18 protein-coding genes and 1 riboswitch are annotated in these 15,365 nt (G+C 62.7%); of the genes, 8 read left to right on the top strand and 10 right to left on the bottom strand.

The features are described 5' to 3' along the window. Nucleotides 1–42: 42 nt before the first annotated feature. Nucleotides 43–867, bottom strand: coding sequence for a DUF932 domain-containing protein (locus ACM0PK_RS04830; protein ID WP_414607952.1), 825 nt, complete (start codon nucleotides 865–867; stop codon nucleotides 43–45). Nucleotides 868–1,407: 540 nt separating this feature from the next. Here ACM0PK_RS04830 and ACM0PK_RS04835 point away from each other — a divergent pair. Then, a complete protein-coding gene (locus ACM0PK_RS04835) occupies nucleotides 1,408–2,076 on the top strand; it encodes a C40 family peptidase (RefSeq protein WP_414607953.1) in 669 nt (222 codons plus the stop codon). Nucleotides 2,077–2,275: 199 nt separating this feature from the next. After that, the gene (locus ACM0PK_RS04840) at nucleotides 2,276–2,701 is read left to right on the top strand and encodes a hypothetical protein (RefSeq protein ID WP_414607954.1); all 426 of its coding nucleotides are present in this window, start codon (nucleotides 2,276–2,278) and stop codon (nucleotides 2,699–2,701) included. Between the two features lie 44 nt (nucleotides 2,702–2,745). Here the strand turns inward: ACM0PK_RS04840 and radC are convergent, their stop codons facing one another. Beyond that, on the bottom strand, nucleotides 2,746–3,255 hold the full coding sequence (radC, locus tag ACM0PK_RS04845) for a RadC family protein (protein WP_414607955.1): 510 nt from the start codon (nucleotides 3,253–3,255) through the stop codon (nucleotides 2,746–2,748). A gap of 454 nt (nucleotides 3,256–3,709) precedes the next feature. On the opposite strand from radC, the gene ACM0PK_RS04850 reads away from it, so the two are divergent. Both ACM0PK_RS04850 and ACM0PK_RS04855 read left to right on the top strand, forming a co-directional pair. After that, complete coding sequence (locus tag ACM0PK_RS04850; protein WP_414607956.1) at nucleotides 3,710–4,966, top strand: SIR2 family protein; 1,257 nt, start codon at nucleotides 3,710–3,712, stop codon at nucleotides 4,964–4,966. Next, nucleotides 4,963–6,708: an ATP-binding protein gene (locus tag ACM0PK_RS04855; protein ID WP_414607957.1), complete on the top strand. Its 1,746-nt coding sequence runs from the start codon at nucleotides 4,963–4,965 to the stop codon at nucleotides 6,706–6,708. The genes ACM0PK_RS04850 and ACM0PK_RS04855 overlap by 4 nt, the downstream gene beginning before the upstream one ends. Nucleotides 6,709–6,942: 234 nt before the next feature. Here the strand turns inward: ACM0PK_RS04855 and ACM0PK_RS04860 are convergent, their stop codons facing one another. From ACM0PK_RS04860 to ACM0PK_RS04880, 5 genes are all read right to left on the bottom strand, one after another. Beyond that, entirely contained in the window at nucleotides 6,943–7,260 is a 318-nt protein-coding gene (locus ACM0PK_RS04860) for a helix-turn-helix domain-containing transcriptional regulator (protein WP_414607958.1), read from the bottom strand. Continuing rightward, nucleotides 7,257–7,586 (bottom strand): type II toxin-antitoxin system RelE/ParE family toxin, encoded by a 330-nt coding sequence (locus tag ACM0PK_RS04865; protein ID WP_197540956.1) that lies wholly within the window; start codon nucleotides 7,584–7,586, stop codon nucleotides 7,257–7,259. The genes ACM0PK_RS04860 and ACM0PK_RS04865 overlap by 4 nt, the downstream gene beginning before the upstream one ends. Before the next feature lie 139 nt (nucleotides 7,587–7,725). Beyond that, nucleotides 7,726–8,925 (bottom strand): tyrosine-type recombinase/integrase, encoded by a 1,200-nt coding sequence (locus ACM0PK_RS04870; RefSeq protein ID WP_414607959.1) that lies wholly within the window; start codon nucleotides 8,923–8,925, stop codon nucleotides 7,726–7,728. 252 nt (nucleotides 8,926–9,177) lie between these two features. Next, nucleotides 9,178–10,587, bottom strand: coding sequence for an oxygen-independent coproporphyrinogen III oxidase (hemN, locus tag ACM0PK_RS04875; RefSeq protein ID WP_072166936.1), 1,410 nt, complete (start codon nucleotides 10,585–10,587; stop codon nucleotides 9,178–9,180). A gap of 44 nt (nucleotides 10,588–10,631) precedes the next feature. Beyond that, nucleotides 10,632–11,072, bottom strand: a complete 441-nt coding sequence (locus tag ACM0PK_RS04880; RefSeq protein ID WP_111202143.1) for a group III truncated hemoglobin — start codon at nucleotides 11,070–11,072, stop codon at nucleotides 10,632–10,634. A gap of 179 nt (nucleotides 11,073–11,251) precedes the next feature. Here ACM0PK_RS04880 and ACM0PK_RS04885 point away from each other — a divergent pair, with 179 nt between their 5' ends. Further along, entirely contained in the window at nucleotides 11,252–11,539 is a 288-nt protein-coding gene (locus ACM0PK_RS04885; RefSeq protein ID WP_014036651.1) for a hypothetical protein, read from the top strand. After that, nucleotides 11,536–12,585 carry a 4Fe-4S dicluster domain-containing protein gene (locus ACM0PK_RS04890; RefSeq protein ID WP_111202145.1) on the top strand — a complete coding sequence of 350 codons (1,050 nt, stop codon included), beginning with the start codon at nucleotides 11,536–11,538 and terminating at the stop codon, nucleotides 12,583–12,585. Before ACM0PK_RS04885 ends, ACM0PK_RS04890 begins: the two co-directional genes overlap by 4 nt. 9 nt (nucleotides 12,586–12,594) lie before the next feature. On the opposite strand, the gene ACM0PK_RS04895 is transcribed toward ACM0PK_RS04890, so the two are convergent. Further along, entirely contained in the window at nucleotides 12,595–12,831 is a 237-nt protein-coding gene (locus tag ACM0PK_RS04895) for a hypothetical protein (RefSeq protein WP_005416001.1), read from the bottom strand. A gap of 359 nt (nucleotides 12,832–13,190) precedes the next feature. Continuing rightward, a complete protein-coding gene (locus ACM0PK_RS04900; protein ID WP_005416000.1) occupies nucleotides 13,191–13,394 on the bottom strand; it encodes a helix-turn-helix domain-containing protein in 204 nt (67 codons plus the stop codon). 111 nt (nucleotides 13,395–13,505) lie between these two features. On the opposite strand from ACM0PK_RS04900, the gene ACM0PK_RS04905 reads away from it, so the two are divergent. Beyond that, nucleotides 13,506–13,907, top strand: coding sequence for a helix-turn-helix domain-containing protein (locus tag ACM0PK_RS04905; protein WP_061478466.1), 402 nt, complete (start codon nucleotides 13,506–13,508; stop codon nucleotides 13,905–13,907). 22 nt (nucleotides 13,908–13,929) lie between these two features. Continuing rightward, a riboswitch (Fluoride riboswitch) is annotated at nucleotides 13,930–13,993 on the top strand. An 81-nt stretch (nucleotides 13,994–14,074) separates the two neighbouring features. Next, nucleotides 14,075–14,467 (top strand): fluoride efflux transporter CrcB, encoded by a 393-nt coding sequence (gene crcB, locus ACM0PK_RS04910; protein WP_111202146.1) that lies wholly within the window; start codon nucleotides 14,075–14,077, stop codon nucleotides 14,465–14,467. 3 nt (nucleotides 14,468–14,470) lie between these two features. Here the strand turns inward: crcB and ACM0PK_RS04915 are convergent, their stop codons facing one another. Beyond that, the gene (locus tag ACM0PK_RS04915; protein WP_005415997.1) at nucleotides 14,471–15,304 is read right to left on the bottom strand and encodes an AraC family transcriptional regulator; all 834 of its coding nucleotides are present in this window, start codon (nucleotides 15,302–15,304) and stop codon (nucleotides 14,471–14,473) included. Between the last annotated feature and the right edge of the window lie 61 nt (nucleotides 15,305–15,365).

The following is a 15,365-nucleotide window of genomic DNA, read 5'->3' on the forward strand; positions in this document are numbered from 1 at the left end:
AGAAGCGGCAAGGGCTGCTGCCTGCCCCTGCCGCGTGGGGATTCAGGCTTTCAACTGGCGCAGGCCATCGGCCAGCAGCCACAGGGCGCGGTTCAGGCGCACGCTTTGGTCGATGCCCTGCACGGGCCGGGTGGTCTGGCGGCGGCCATTCGCGGCGCGGGCGGACAGGCCGCCTTTGGTCAAGTTCTCCTGCATGCGGTTGAACACGCTCCACAGGTCGCGGCGGTCGTCGTCGTGGCGGCGCGGCATCAGGATTTGCGATTCCGTGATGGGCGCGGGCTTGTCCTCGTCGTACTTCAACGCCAGCGCAGCGCGGGCGAACACTTCCGATTCCCCGGCGTCGAGCGTGATGGCGCGCATGGCATCGCGGGATTCCTGCGCCCGGTCGAAGCCATGCAGGACTTCGTAAGCGCCTTCGATGACGTGCCCGGCTACGTCGCCCTTGTGCGGCACGCGCACGTCGGCCACGGTGTCGCCGCAGACAAGGCCATTGCTGCAAACGAAGCGGAACATCCCGGCCAGCATCTGATAGCTGCTGGTGCCGTCATGGGAGTTCAGCAGGATGATTTCGTTGGCCTCGCGGCCGTTGATCTGGCTGGCGTGGCGCAGCCGGATCATGTGCTTGGTGTAGTCGCGGCGGTCGTCGTGGCGCACGCGGGTCTGCGTCACCATGAAAGGCTCGAAGCCTTCCCCGCGCAGTTCTTGCAGCACGGTGGCGGTGGGGATGTAGCTGTACCGCTCGGAGCGGCTTTCGTGCGGGGCGTCCGCGAAGATGGACGGGGCCACGGCCCGGATTTGGTCATCCGACAAGGGACGTTCCGAACGCAGCACCGGGGAACGGGAAGCGAAGCGGGATGCGAGTTGCATGGTCTTTCTCCTGACAAAGAAGGTTTGCTGTTCACACCGCACACCGGATTCCTAGATTCGGAGCCCAGCCTTTCGGCTGTTCGGTGCGGTCGGCACGAGGAACCCGGTTGGCCCTGTTGCCACCGTCTTTCCTGAGTTCATCGCCCGCGACGGTCAGGAGCGCGCGGACGGGGACCGTCAAGGAGGCAAGCGCAGGGTTGGTGCGGCCCGCAGGCGCAGCCGAGGACACGGCCCTGCGCGCCTTGACGGCACACGGCCGCGGGCTACAGTCGCGGTGAAGGTGATGAAGTCAGGGGAGACGGCTGGACATGACAACGGCCGCCTCGATGTGCAGACCGCACGCAAGCGAAGCGCGCAGGCCTGAAGCTGGAAGCTGGGCCGGAGGCGTCAGGGATGTGGAAGGCTGGCGAATGCCAGTCCCGTAAGGGATGAGCGAATAGCGAACCTGGAGCAGCCCGGTCCGCGAGGCGGAGACGCACAAATTGTTCGTTTATTCTCTACGCTTGATATGTGTGACTTGCACTCAATGACGAGAAAAAAATGAAGATGATGCACGCCAACGAGATTCGCGCAGGCGACGTTCTGCTTTGCTATAAAGATGCAAAAATCGACCCGGTTGGGAAGGGCATCACTCGCGTTACGGACAGCGAATACACGCACGCCGCAATTTGTATCGGGCCTTGTGTTGCGGCAGAAGCAACGGTTTCAGGTGGTGTAGGCAAGGTTAAGATTGAAGACCTAATCAAACGCTACGATCATGTCGCAGTGTTCCGCCAACCCGATGCGTGGCGACCGCCAGAGCGCGTTCAAGCCATGAACGCTTTTGTAGATTCCATCGTGGCGTCTGGGGCGAAATACAACCTGCGCGACGTGGTGACTTTCAAGAAGAGAAGCGACGTTCACCAGCTTTCGCTCACTGAACAGCTCCATGCGTTCTTCAATGGAACGTACACATCCGCACCTATCGAGAAAGGTCGCTATTTTTGTTCCGAGCTTGTGGCGAACTGCTTTGTCGTCACTGGATTCATAGACCCGAGCGCGGCAGTGATTTACAAGTCGAATGTCACGTCGCCGGGTGCGTTGGGGCGAGATCCCACGTTCGGAACATTCTGCGGGTATGTTTCGAGTGTGCCGAATTACTCGGTGCCGGCTACGGATGAGTTTTTCAATCACTCGACATTCGATGAAATATTTGGCGATGGCGCATAGCGACGAGCCACTACATAGGCGGGTGCGGGCCGTAGGTATCAACGATAGAAGCCCAAGGGGGCGAGGCTCGATGTGAAACACGACAGCGTGGCCGGCCATAGACCGGAAGCGCCAAATATTGAGAATGAAAATAGTGCAAACTGCTATCGGCAGCGACCGACAGGTATGGGCCAATTACCTTGGCCGAATCATTTTTTCCATGAATGAGATCGACTGGCTTCTAGGGCGAATCCGCGTAGATGTGTTTAAGGAAAAATTGTCGGTGAATTGGCTCAACAAGACGTTCTCTGATCGTCTCGTTTCCATTGCAGAGGAAATCAAACAAGTGCCAGGTTCGCCAGCAATGGACGAATTGAAGCGTCTCATCGGGCGTACCGAGCCTCTCAATGAAGCACGCAATCACGTTGCCCATGGGATGCTTGGATTGGTCGGTGCGCCTGAAGGCGCACCGCGCGGCGCGTCGTTCGTGATGACCCGCTATCACAAGAAGAAAGTGCACGAAATCACCTTCGATATGCTGGTAGAACGAACGAAAGAGGCGATGCAATTAAGTGATGACTACTCCCAATTCTGCGCAATGTGCCGGTTGCACGCGGAGTTCATTGCCCCGTATCCGCGTAGCTAGATGCAGTAAAGGCGTAGCAAAAAGGGGGGCGAAGCCCCCCTCGCTCAGATCAGGCCACGTTCGGCAAAGGACGTGGTGGTGCCGCCAGCCACGATGATGTGATCCAGCATGCGGACATCCACCAACGCCAGCGCCTCCTTGAGTCGCTGGGTCAGCACCTTGTCGGCGCCGCTCGGCTCGGGATTTCCGCTCGGGTGGTTGTGCGAAACGATGGCCGCCGCCGCGTTGAGCCGCAGCGCCTCCTTGACCAGTTCGCGCGGATACACCGATGCGCTGTCGATGGTGCCGCGGAACATCTCGGCGTACTCGATCAGGCGATGCTGTGTATCGAGGAACAACACGGCGAACACCTCATGCTCGAAGCCGGCCAGCTTGGCGCGCAGGTACTCCTTGACCGCCGCCGGCGAACTGAACGAGGCACCACGCTGCATCTTGTGCTCGATGGCCTGGCGCGCGGCTTCCAGAATCTGGTCGGCCGTCGCCAGCAGGTAGCGGCCTTGTGCATCGCGCACCATCAGCGAGGCATCGAACGAGGAAAAGGACAGTTGCGACATGATCGTGCTCCGGTTGCTCGGGCGGAATTGCCCGGAACCGGCGCCAGCACGGCGCAGCGCAAGCAGTCAGGGGTCGCAGACGGCCGCCAGGACGCAGGCGCGCATGGCGCGCCGCCCTTGACGGCGAGAACGCCGTGATACGGTGAAGGGAACAGCAAGACCGCCCACACCCTCCCACTGCACACAGTCGCCTTTTGGGGCAAACGGGAGCGCGCAGGCCCGGGAGGGCCGGAGGCGTCAGGGGTCAAAGCCGAATGGCCGCGACTCGGCAGGAGGCGCGGGGCGCAGCCCGAGAACCAGACGGCGCATCGCGCCGGGACGCACGGCCTTGGCTTTCATGGATATTGGGGCCGCGGGTCGGCCAGAATGTGCGAAGCGCTTTGTTACTATTCCAAAGGACAAGTCCGGGGCGATCGGGTATCCGGAAGAATCCAAATACATCTGTAGGGACGACATGACGACGCCACAGCCGACCACCTTCGGTCAACAACTTTTCTTCAGTCCGGAAGCCGGCACTTGGAAGGCGCTCAGGCCGGACGCGGCTGGCGAGGCCGATGATGCGAAGAGGCAGCAGATGCTGTCGGAGGCCGCCGCAGCGCGCGAAGAACTGAAAGCGGTATTGCTGTCCTCGCTTCAGATGCAGCATGTGGTTGCACTCGCAGGAAGTGGAACATCTCTGGGAGAGATCAACGGTCCTTCGATGTGGACGCTGTGGGACCACTGCGTGAACTCGAATCCCGACACTGGAAAGGATGAGCGGAAGCCGACCGAGCAGGCTGAAGCTGTCATTTCTGAGATCGGTTATGAGACTGCCGTCGAACATGAGAACATCGAGGCCCTTCTTTCGCGGTGTGACGCATACCTTCAGATCAAGAAGAGCGAGCAGGTCGAAAAATTCGTATCCGCCTCAAAGGCCGTGATCCTGAAGAAGTGCTCCGCTTTTCTCAATGGAGCCGACGATTCAAAGTTGGCGAGCCATCGCACGTTCCTACATCGACTGTCTCGTCGCCGCGTCCGCGACTCGCGGATGAAGTTGTTCACGACGAACTACGATCTGTGCTTTGAGCGCGCTGCTGGCAAGCAGGGGCTGGTCTTGCTCGACGGTTTCTCGTTCACGCAGCCCAGGCAATTTGACCCGCGGTTCTTCCTATACGACATAGTCCGCCGACCTTCGACCGGCGATGAGGTCGGCAATCCGCTGGAGGGTGTGTTTCACCTCTACAAATTGCATGGTTCGGTCAACTGGGATCAGTCCAGTTCGGGCGATATCGAGATCAAGACCGATCCAACACCGGAAACGGCCTGTCTCATCTATCCCGCCAAAGGAAAATACCAACAGTCCTACGTACAACCGCACCTGGAACTGATCTCCCAGTACCTGGCGGCGCTGCGTGAACCGAATACCTGCCTCATTGTCTCGGGGTTCGGCTTCAATGACGATCACTTGTCTGAACCTATTGTCGCGGCGGTCCGCACCAACCCGCATTTGCGGTTGATCATCGTCAATCCATCGGCGGACGACCTGACCTCCCGGCCCAAGGAGAAAAATCGATACTGGGATGCGCTCTACAGCCTCGCCAAACAGGGCGAGGACGTGTGGCTGATCAATGCCACGTTCAGCGAGTTCGCCGAGATGATTCCGGACCTCAAATCGCTGACGCCCGCGCAGCGGCTCACGCGCGACATCAAGTCGCTGGTAAAACCGACATGAGTACCGCGCTTGACGTCACCGACGCTTTTCCGCGCGGATTGCTCCGACCGGAGTTGTATGTTGGCCAGTTGTGCTCCGGTTCCGCCCAGGTGGTGAAGTTCAACCTCAACGAGGCGGGCTCGCCCAGCGGTTCCCACTTTCTGGGTGGCCGATACGGAAAAGGTGAGGTAGGAGAGTTCGTCCTGATCGAGGGACAGATCAACCTCCTGCTTGGACGGGTGGTCGAGATCCATTTGCCAGATGCCGACAGGCGCCTGATCGACACCTCGCATGGCAGGGTGCCGGATCTGGACGGCATCGGGACGATCCAACTGCTGGGCTCCATCGCAATGGACTCACTTCGAATCTCGGCGGGCGTTGACTCCTATCCTCGCTTGGGCGACCGCGTCTACGCTGCGCCGCACAGCTTCATCGCCAACTTGCCGAAGTTCATGGAGGCGGCGGAGGCCGAAGCGAGCCACGTCCTTCTCAAGCTGGGCTCGATCGATGTCGCGCCTGAAAGCTACGTGTCGGTCAAGCCGGAGAAACTGTTCGGTCGGCACTGCGCGATTCTGGGCGCCACTGGCGGCGGCAAGAGTTGGACGACCGCTCGGATCATTGAAGAATGCCTGCGCTACAAGACCAAGATCATCCTCTTGGACGCGACGGGGGAATATCGCGGGTTCGACGGAGAACACGTCTCAAATCTTCACCTGGGTGCGCCGGTCAGCACTGCGAAGTCTTCTGCTTCTTGTTCGTTGCCGCACACGTCCTTCATGGAGTCGGACTTTATCGCGCTGTTCGAGCCTGCTGGCAAGGTTCAGGGGCCGAAACTGCGTGCGGCGATTCGCAGCCTTCGACTCGCCACTCTCGCTCCTCATGTTGCGACAGGCGGGATTATCAAGAAGATCGATCAGTCTAAGGTCCCGATCCTGACCGAAGAAGCCAAGGCTGGCATCGCGGAGAAACTTGATGATCCACAGCAAGCGTTCGACGTTTGGAAGCTCGTTTCTCAGATCGAGCAGGAGTGCGTTTACCCGGACGGATTCGGCGTGGCCCGGGGATCAAAGGACACCACAAAATGGGGTGGCGACTCGGGCGAGGTCTCGTACTGCCTGTCCTTGATGTCGCGCATTAGCGGCATTCTCAGTTCATCGTCCTTCGATTGTGTCTTCAAGTCGAAGGCTCCTGCATTGACGGAAAGCATCTCGTCCTTCGTCTCCAACGAAGATCGGTTGCTTCGGATATGCCTGAGCGGCGTTGCCTTTGAGTTCAAGGCGCGCGAGATCATCGCGAACGTGATCGGACGGCATCTTCTCAACATGGCACGCGATGGCGCATTCAAGAGTTGCCCTGTTGTCGTCATCGTCGATGAGGCACACAACTTTCTCGGGCGGCATATCGGAGCCGATGACGCGGTTGCCCGCCTGGACGCATTCGAGTTGATCGCCAAAGAGGGCCGTAAGTACGGACTCAATATCTGTCTGTCAACTCAGCGCCCACGCGACATAACGGAAGGTGTTCTGAGCCAGATGGGAACACTCGTGGTACATCGGCTCACGAATGATCGGGACCGCGAGGTTGTCGAACGCGCCTGCGGCGAAATCGACCGATCGGCATCGTCGTTTCTGCCCAATCTGAAGCCCGGCGAGGCTGCGATCATCGGCGCCGATTTCCCCATCCCGTTGACCATTCAAGTCTTCCCGCCGAGCGCGAAGCCTTTTTCTGACGGTCCCAACTACCAGACCCACTGGAAGGTATAGGGATCGCCTGAATTTCGAGTAGGCTGCCGAATGATTTGAGGATTAACGGCGGTGAGTCGAACTTGCCGACGATGGAGAAGCCCGCTGGGGGCGAGACTCGCACAGCGAGGCCTGATGTGCAGCAAGACAGCGCGCCGGCGGCGCGCCGGGACGCCCAAGCTGACACCAGGGCATGAACGGGAGAAATTGTCGTATCAGTGATACGAGAATCGGCGGGCGCTTTCCCGCCGAGGGTCAAGTCACGTGCGCGGACGGAGGCGAAGGCAGCGGCTGCACCGCCAAGCGCAGGCCCATCGCCTTGAGGATGGCGGTCAGGCTGTTCAGGGCGGGATTGCCCTTCGGCGACAGCGTGCGGTAAAGCTGAGTCGGGTTCAGGTGAGCCTGTTCGGCCACCGCCTGCACGCCACCGACTGCCTGTGCAAGCTGGCGCAGCACGGTCATCAGCTCGGCCTGGTCGCCATCGGCTAAGATGTTGTTGATGACTTCCAGTGCGAGCGCTGGATCGCTGCGGTACAGCTCGGCCATCGCCTCGTCATGGGGTCTGCTTCTCATTCGTCGGTTCTCCGTTGCCAGTCCTGCCAATAGTCCACCGCCCGGTCAATGTCCGCATCCTGCGTGCGCTTGTCGCCACCGCACAGCAGCAGCACCAGCCGCTGGCCCGCCAAGCCGTAATACACCCGATAGCCTGGCCCCACGTCGATGCGTAGCTCCCACACGCCATCGCGGCAAAACTTGTGGTCACCGAAGTTGCCTTGCTCGACACGGGCCACGCGACGGATGACCGCCACCTTGGCTTGGGCATCACGCAAGCGCCGTAGCCAGTCGGTGTAGAGATCCTTCTGGCCGTCGGCCGTGAGGTAGTGCTCGATTCGGTACATGGTCAGTTTCGTTTATAGACGAATGAAAGTCAAGGATGAAGGGGCGAGCCGGTGCCCACATTTCCGAGACACTGTCTCGGATTTCCTTGTTGGCAGGCTGCGGCAGATCCCCGCGCAACCGCAGTGGGCAGTGTCCTTCTTATGCTTCTAACTCTGCCGGGCGCTGCGCACCCGTGATCGTCTTGCGCCGGGCCGCCACCAGTTCGGCCGCTTGCCGCACCGGATCGTCCTCGGTATGGACGTAGCGCATGAACATCGCCACGGTCTTGTGTGCCGTCAGCGCCATGCCGACCTTGAGCGGCACACCGGAATTGGCAATGTCCGTCGCCGAGCGGTGGCGGATGCCGTGGGTGCCGACCTTCGGCACCCCGGCACGGTCAAGGATGCGCCGCCAAGCCTGATAGTAGGTATGGGTGCTGAGGGGCTTGCTGTGGTCGAGGATCGCCGGGCAGACATAGGGCGAATCGCCGTAGCGGGGGGCCTTGGTCAACCGCCGGCGGGCTTCCTCGCTCAACGGCTTGGACATATCGCCGGTCTTGCTGTCCGGCCAGACCACCCGGCCGTTGGGCAGGTTGAGCCAATCCCATTGCAGCAGCAAGATTTCCGACATGCGCGCCGCGAACTCGAATTGCAGCCGGACGGCCAGCAAGTGGATGGGATGCTCCAAGCCTTCGGCCTCGGCTTTCTCCAGATAGGCGAACAGCTTGGTCATCTGTTCGTCGGTGATGAGCCGGGTCGAACCCTTTTCTGGGTACTTGGGCACGTGGCGGCAGGGATTGGAGCCGTCGGGCCGATAGCCCCACAGTTCGGCCAGGTTGAACATCTTTCGGACGAGCGACAACACGCGGTTGGCCTGGGTGGGCGACTTCTCCATGCGCTTCATCAGTGCGGTGATGTCGTGGCGCGTGACCTCGTGAGCCTTCTTGCTGCCGAAGGCCGGGATGATGAAGCTGTCGATCTGGTACTGGTAGCCGGCCTGCGTGCTGGGCTTGTTGTGCGGCTTGGAATGGTCATCCATGAACCGGCCGCACAGCTCCTTGACCGTCGGTGCCTTGCGGGCTTCGGCCTTGTCGTGGCCAGGGTCGCCGCCGCGCCGGACTTCGGCCAGCCAGTCTTGCGCCAGCGACCGGGCTTGTTCGACCGTCAGCTCGCCGAATTGACCGAGTGCCGGCTTGCGCCGCACGCCGGAATTTGTGCGGTACTGAACCATGAATACCTTGCGGCCGGTTGGTGTAACCTTGCATAAGAAGCCTGGAATGAGCGTGTCACGGAGTTCCACGTCGCAGGTCTGCGCCTGCGCCGTGTCAACGACGGACTTGGTGAGTTTGATCTTTGCCATGAGGTGCTCCTGAAAGGCACCGATTCCAGGAGCCGACTAGGAGCCGGGCGGAAGGGGACCGGGGCGGTTTGCATCGCGTACCGGGATATGATGGAAGTCATTGGCCTCGGGGAAAACCTGCTACAGCAAGCCTCATCCAAGCCCAGCGTTAGCCCGGTGCGGATGCCATGCTCAGGCTTAAAATCCGCCGGGGGCAACCCCATGCCGGTTCGATTCCGGCTCCGGGCACCATCGCACTTTTCACGACGAACGTCAGATTGCACGCGAGTAGCGCGGCTGCTCGCAGGCGGCACGCAGGTACGGGTCGAAGCACATCGCCAGCAGCCGCAGCAACGGCCGTCCAGGCTCGCTGGCGCGCACTACACCGTCACGGTACTCGGCGAGGCCGTCTTCCTGCAGCCGCTGCACCGAACGCAGGTCTTCGGCGAAGTACTGCTCGAAATCCACGCCATGGCGCTGGCCCAGCACCGCACCGTCCACCTCGCCCTGGCACATCAGCTGCTGGATGAGTTCTGCGCGCAGCTGGTCGTCGGCGCTGAGCGCCACGCCGCGCCACACCGGCAACTGCCCCTGGTCCACGGCATCCTCCCACGACGGCAGGTCGCGCGGATTCTGGCTGTAGGTGGCACCGATGTGGCTGATCGCACTCACGCCCAGGCCGAGCAGATCGGTGTCGGCGTGGGTGGTATAGCCCATGAAATTGCGATGCAACTGCCCGGCGCGCTGCGCACGTGACAGATCTTCTTCCGGCAATGCGAAGTGATCCATGCCGATGTACTGGTAGCCGGCCGCAGAGAGTTTCTCCACCGCCAGGCCCAGCAGCGCCAGCTTGTCTTCCGGCGAAGGCAAGCGGCGTTCGTCGATCTGCTTCTGTGCGCGGAAAAGATGCGGCAGGTGTGCGTAGCCGTACACCGCCAGGCGATCCGGGCGCAATGCCAGCACCCGTTCCAGGGTGCGGCCAAACCCTTCCAGGCTCTGTCCCGGCAGCCCATAGATCAGGTCGACGTTGACCGAACGCATGCCGCTGTCGCGGCAGGCCTGCAGGATGTCCAGCGTCTGCTGCACGCCCTGCACGCGGTTGATCGCTTCCTGTACCTGTGGGTCGAAATCCTGCACGCCCAGGCTGGCGCGGTTGAAGCCCAGCCGCGCCAGCATGGCGACATCGCGGGTATCGATGAAGCGCGGATCGAGTTCGATCGAGAAATCGCGCTGCGGCGAATCGCTGAAATCAAAGCGCCGGCGCAGTCCTTCCACCAGCGTGGTCATCGCCTCGGCCTCGAGGAAGTTCGGCGTGCCCCCGCCCAGGTGCAGCTGGATGACCTCACGGCCGTCCTCGAACTGCGGCGCCAGCAGGTCGGCCTCGGCCAGCACGCGCGCGACGTAGCTGTGGCCACGGCCGCGGTCGCGGGTGATCACCCGGTTGCAGCCGCAGTAGAAGCAGGGGCTGGAGCAGAACGGCACATGCACGTACAGCGACAGCGCGCGGGCCAGCTGGTTGCTGTCGGCGATTGCCCGGCGCAGTGCCGGCGCATCGAAGCCATCGTGGAAATGAGGCGCGGTCGGATACGAGGTGTAGCGCGGCCCGGGCCGGTCATGCCGGCGCAGCAGGTCGGGGTCGAAGGTCCAGGCCAGGCCACCGGCGGCGGGAGAGAACGTGTCCATGCCGCCAGCATCGCGCCGGGCGGACGCCACCGCCTTGACCCAGATCAATCGCGGGTGGGGATTCCCAGCACCGGCAGGCCGACCTGCGGCCAGCGCAGCATCTGGTAGCGCTTCCAGAAGGTGTCACCGATGCGCGCGGCGACGTCGTTGGCCAGCGCCTGCATGGGCGGGTTGCCGCACTCGGCGGTGGTGATCCGGAACAGCACCAGCCAGCGGTCGAACAGGTCCTTGTCCAGCTCGATGGCCATGTGCTTGGACATCGGCGAGCCCTTGAAGCGGCGCGTACCGCGCAGCATTGCCGACCAGAAATCGACCAGCTGCGCCAGGTGTTCCGGCCAGTCGCGGACGTGTGCCTCGAACACAGCCCCCAACCGCTCTTCCTCGCGCACGCGCGCATAGAAGTCGTGGACCAGGCGGGTCACTTCCTGCTCAGTGCACAACCCGGGCGAGGCGACGGGCAGGACGGGCGGCGGCGTTGCGTTCATCGGGGCACCCAAAGCTTGCCGGCAGTGTGCCGTAGCCGGCCGGCACCGCCGTTGATCCAGATCAATGTCGGCGCAGTCCGCTGCACCTAGGCTGGCACGCGTGCAGGAAGCATGCCCTGCGGATGCTGCGCCAGCCTCGGCGGAGTATACGCGCCGCCCTCATTCCGATCCGGGACAGCATGAACAGACCCTCTCCCAGCCGCCGCCAGCAGCTGATCCAGCACTGGGGCGCCATCCTCTGGCCCAGCTTCATCGCTGCAGGCCTGGCCAGCGTGGTGTTCTTCGCCTTTGTCGACCCGCTGCGTCTGCAGGCGATCAGCTTTCCGGGTACGGCGATCAGCCGCGAACTGGGCTATACGGCAGGATTCTTCATGTTCTGGTCGGTGACCGCACTGTCCAGCGCGGTCACCTGGTACCTGCAGCGACCGATGCCAAGCGACGACGACGACGAGCTGCCGCTGGGATGAGCACGCCCTGCACCGGAATCCCACGCCGCTGGCATTGGCGCGGCGCGCTCAGCATGCTCTTGCTGGCCTTGTTCTATGCCCTGCCATGGCTGCGCTGGAATGGGCGGCAGGCCCTGCTGCTGGACATCAACGCGCGGCGCTTTGACCTGTTTGGCTGGACATTGTGGCCCAGCGATGTCGGCGTGCTGATCGGGTTGCTGGCGGTGCTGGCGGTCGGCCTCGCGCTGCTCACCCACCTCGCCGGCCGCATCTGGTGCGGCCACGCCTGCCCGCAGACGCTATGGCGCCGCGCCTTCGACTGGATTGCGCGCGCCATGGCCCGGGCTTTGCCAGCGCCCGTCGTGGGCCCTGCCACCCAGCTGGCATGGGGGCTGCTGTCGCTGTGGACCGGCATCACGTTCGTCGGTCTGTTCAGCCCGATCGAAGAACTGGTGGTCGCCGCGCCGCATGCCGGCTGGAGCGGCTGGGAAACGTTCTGGGTGCTGTTCTATGCCGCCGCCACCTGGGGCAATGCCGGCTTCCTGCGCGAGCAGGTGTGCCGTTCGCTGTGCCCGTTCGCGCGTCTGCAGCCGCTGCTGACCGATCCGCATACACCGCGCATGTTGTACGACGCGCGCCGCGGCGAACCGCGCGGCATGCGTCCGTCGGGGCTGGGGGGCGTGCTCGGACGCGGCCGTGGCCTGCTCGATCCGACCACCGCGCAGGACTACGTGTTCCGCGCTGCACACCCGCTGCTGGCCGGACCGATGCCCACCTTCAGCGCCGACCGCCTGGGCGACTGCACCGATTGCGCTGCCTGTGTCAGCGCCTGCCCGATGCAACTGGATATCCGCCAGGGACCTCAGGCCGATTGCCTGGCCTGCGGCGCCTGCCTGGAGGCCTGCTCGCAGCAGCAGCACCAGGCCGGTTTCGGCCCGGGGCTGGTGCGCTACTGCAGTCCGCAGGCCATGGCCGGGCAACCGCGGCAATGGTGGCGACCGCGGACCCTGGCACTGCTGTCGATGCTGCTGGCGCTGTTGGCCTGCGGCGCCTGGCGCCTGCTTTGAATCAACGGATCAACGCGGCCCGTTGGCGTGCGGCGGCACCAGCTGCGCACGTCGGACGATGCCCAGCTGCTCGATGATCAGCGCCATTTCATTGGTGACTTCGGTACGCTCGGTCCCCTGCGGGACCAGGCGGTCCAGCACCTGCTGGTAGGTATCCCAGAACGCCGGACCGCATCCGTGTTTGTGATAACTGGCTTCCAGTTCGCGGCGTACCCGTTCAGCCAAGCCATGCATGCCGTATTCCATACGACCTCCGTTGGACTTGTTCTGCATCGTTGACGGTCTACCGACTCACTTGCGAGCTACTGAAAGACTCCCGGGCTTCACGTCCGGTTGATCCCAATTAGTCATAGATTTCACGACAGGTCAATTACATACCGCGACTTTCGTGATCGAAATTATTAATCGTTCACGAAACCACATACGGGGAGATGGGGTGCCCGGATGGGTCGGACCCGACACACTGCCCCGATTTCCCCGGTCCCGCCCTGGTAGGCGCCATCGATGGGCCAGCCCCGTTTCATCGAAGTTTCCAATATTGCTAAGCATACTTAGCAAATGCCGCTTAGGGTGCTATATGCGACAAAAGGCGGCGCAGTTGAGGCTTACTCGCCCTGCGTATCCTCAGTCGCGGGGAACAGGTTGGGATAGCGCTGATGCAGGATGTATTGGCGTAGCGCAGGAATCGGGAAGTTCTTGGGCCATTGCGACACGGCAGATCGGCTTATGCCAAAAAAGCGCGCCAGTTCGGCATCGGTCCGGAAACCCAGCCGGGCGCGCACCTGCCCCTTGCTCCAGAATTCGGTCACGGTCGGTCCTTCTGTTAACCAGACTTATTCTTGGAACAAGGGAACTTTGCGATCCACGCGTTAAGCTGGCTTGCATAGATGAATACTCTCGGCCAACGACTCGCCATTGCCATGAAGAAAGCCGGGCACCCTCGCCCGGCCGATCTGGCCCGCGCCGCCGATTCGACGACGGCAACCATCAGCAACTGGCTCAACGACCATGTCAGCCCCGCCCATGTGAAGGCCGAACAGCTGTTCCGCATCGCCGATGCGGCCAAACTGGACGCGCGTGAACTGCTGTACGGCGTGAGCGGGCTTGGCGTCGGTGAGCGGGGCAATACCTATATCCCCAGCCAGGCCCACCTGGATGTCTGGCAGGACGCCTACGAACTGGTCAGCCATCTGGTGGAGGAGAAGGGATTGCAGATCGACCATCGCCGCCACGCGGCCCTGGACCTGCTGGCCTTCGAACTGCTGATGGACGGCTTCAGCCGCAGCAAGGTCATCCGGGTGCTGACGACCTCGATGACGTGAATGCACCGCCACTGGTAGCATGGTCGCGGATGGGGATGGGGCTCCCCCGATAACCGCCCGAAAGGGCTGATGGCTCCTGCCAGGACGAACCGGTCTTCGTCGATGGCGGGCCGTGCCTGCCGTCGGCGTTCGCCATCGAATCAGCGAACCCGCAACCGAGGCACGTGATGCACGCATTGAACAATTATCTGCTGGTCTTCATCGGCGGCGGGCTCGGCGCCTGCCTTCGCTATGCCTGCAACCTGATCGGTTCGCGGGTATCAGTCGGCAGCCCGTGGCCATGGTCGACCTTCCTGATCAACATCAGCGGTGCACTGCTGATGGGCGTGCTGGTCGAAGCCTTCGCCCTGCGCAATGGCGCCTCGCCGCAGTTGCGCCTTCTGCTGGCCACCGGCGTCCTCGGCGGCTACACCACATTTTCCACCTACGCGCTGGAAATCGGACTGCTGCTGCAGCGCGGCCAGCATGGCCTGGCGGCGCTGTATGCCGGCGGTTCGGTGGCACTGGGCCTGGTCGGCCTGTTCGGTGGCATGAAACTGGCCCGGCTGGTGCTGGGCTGAGGCTCAGCCCGCGCCGGCGCGGGCCTGTCCGCGCCACTCCCGCGGCGACTGTCCGGTATGTGCCTTGAATGCGCGCGACAGTGCGGCTTCGCTGCCATAGCCGACGTCGTCAGCGATCCGCTTCAATGGGCGCCCCTGGCGCAGCGCCTGCTGTGCCAGGCCCACCCGCCAACCCTGCAGGTACTGGCCCGGGGTAGTGCCCATCGCCTCACGGAAACTGGCAGCAAAGACGCTGCGTGACATGCCGGCCACCTCGGCCAGGTCTTCCAGGGTCCAGGACTGTGCGGGCGCCTCATGCATCGCCACCAGCGCCAGCCGCAGCCGCGGATGCCCCAGCCCGGCAAACAGGCCACCACGCATCTCGCCCCCTTCCATCAGCTGCCGCAGCACCTGGATCATCACCACCTCGAACAGCCGGTTGACCATCGCCGCACGCCCGCAGCGCTGCTCGAAGGCTTCTTCGAACAGCAGCTCCAGCGCTGCGTTGCCGCCGTACAGATCGGCCAGCGGCAGGCAGATGAAATCGGGCAACGCCGCGCTGATCGGGTTGAGCCGCCCGCCCTCGAAATGCAGATTGGCGCAGGCCATGTCGGCGCCATGCTGCGGATCGGTACTGAATCGATGCGGCATCGGCCGTGGGTACAGCAGCAGGCTCGGCACCTCGACCTGGACGGTCTGCTGGCCATGGCTGACCTGCAGCGGGCCACGTCGCACCAGGTGCAGCTGCCCGGCGTCATCCTCGCCCGCCAGCGAGTTGATGCCGCACAGCGCGCCGGCATGGAACACCGAGGCGGTAACCGCAAAGCGTTCAAGCAGAATGGCGAGCCGGTCGACCATGACGGGACCCTGGGTAAAGTAGAAAGAGATCAAGGCGACACATCGTATCGGAATCCTCCCG

Origin of the sequence: Stenotrophomonas sp. FR010, assembly GCF_047520755.2 — a bacterium.
GTDB classification, from domain to species: domain Bacteria; phylum Pseudomonadota; class Gammaproteobacteria; order Xanthomonadales; family Xanthomonadaceae; genus Stenotrophomonas; species Stenotrophomonas sepilia.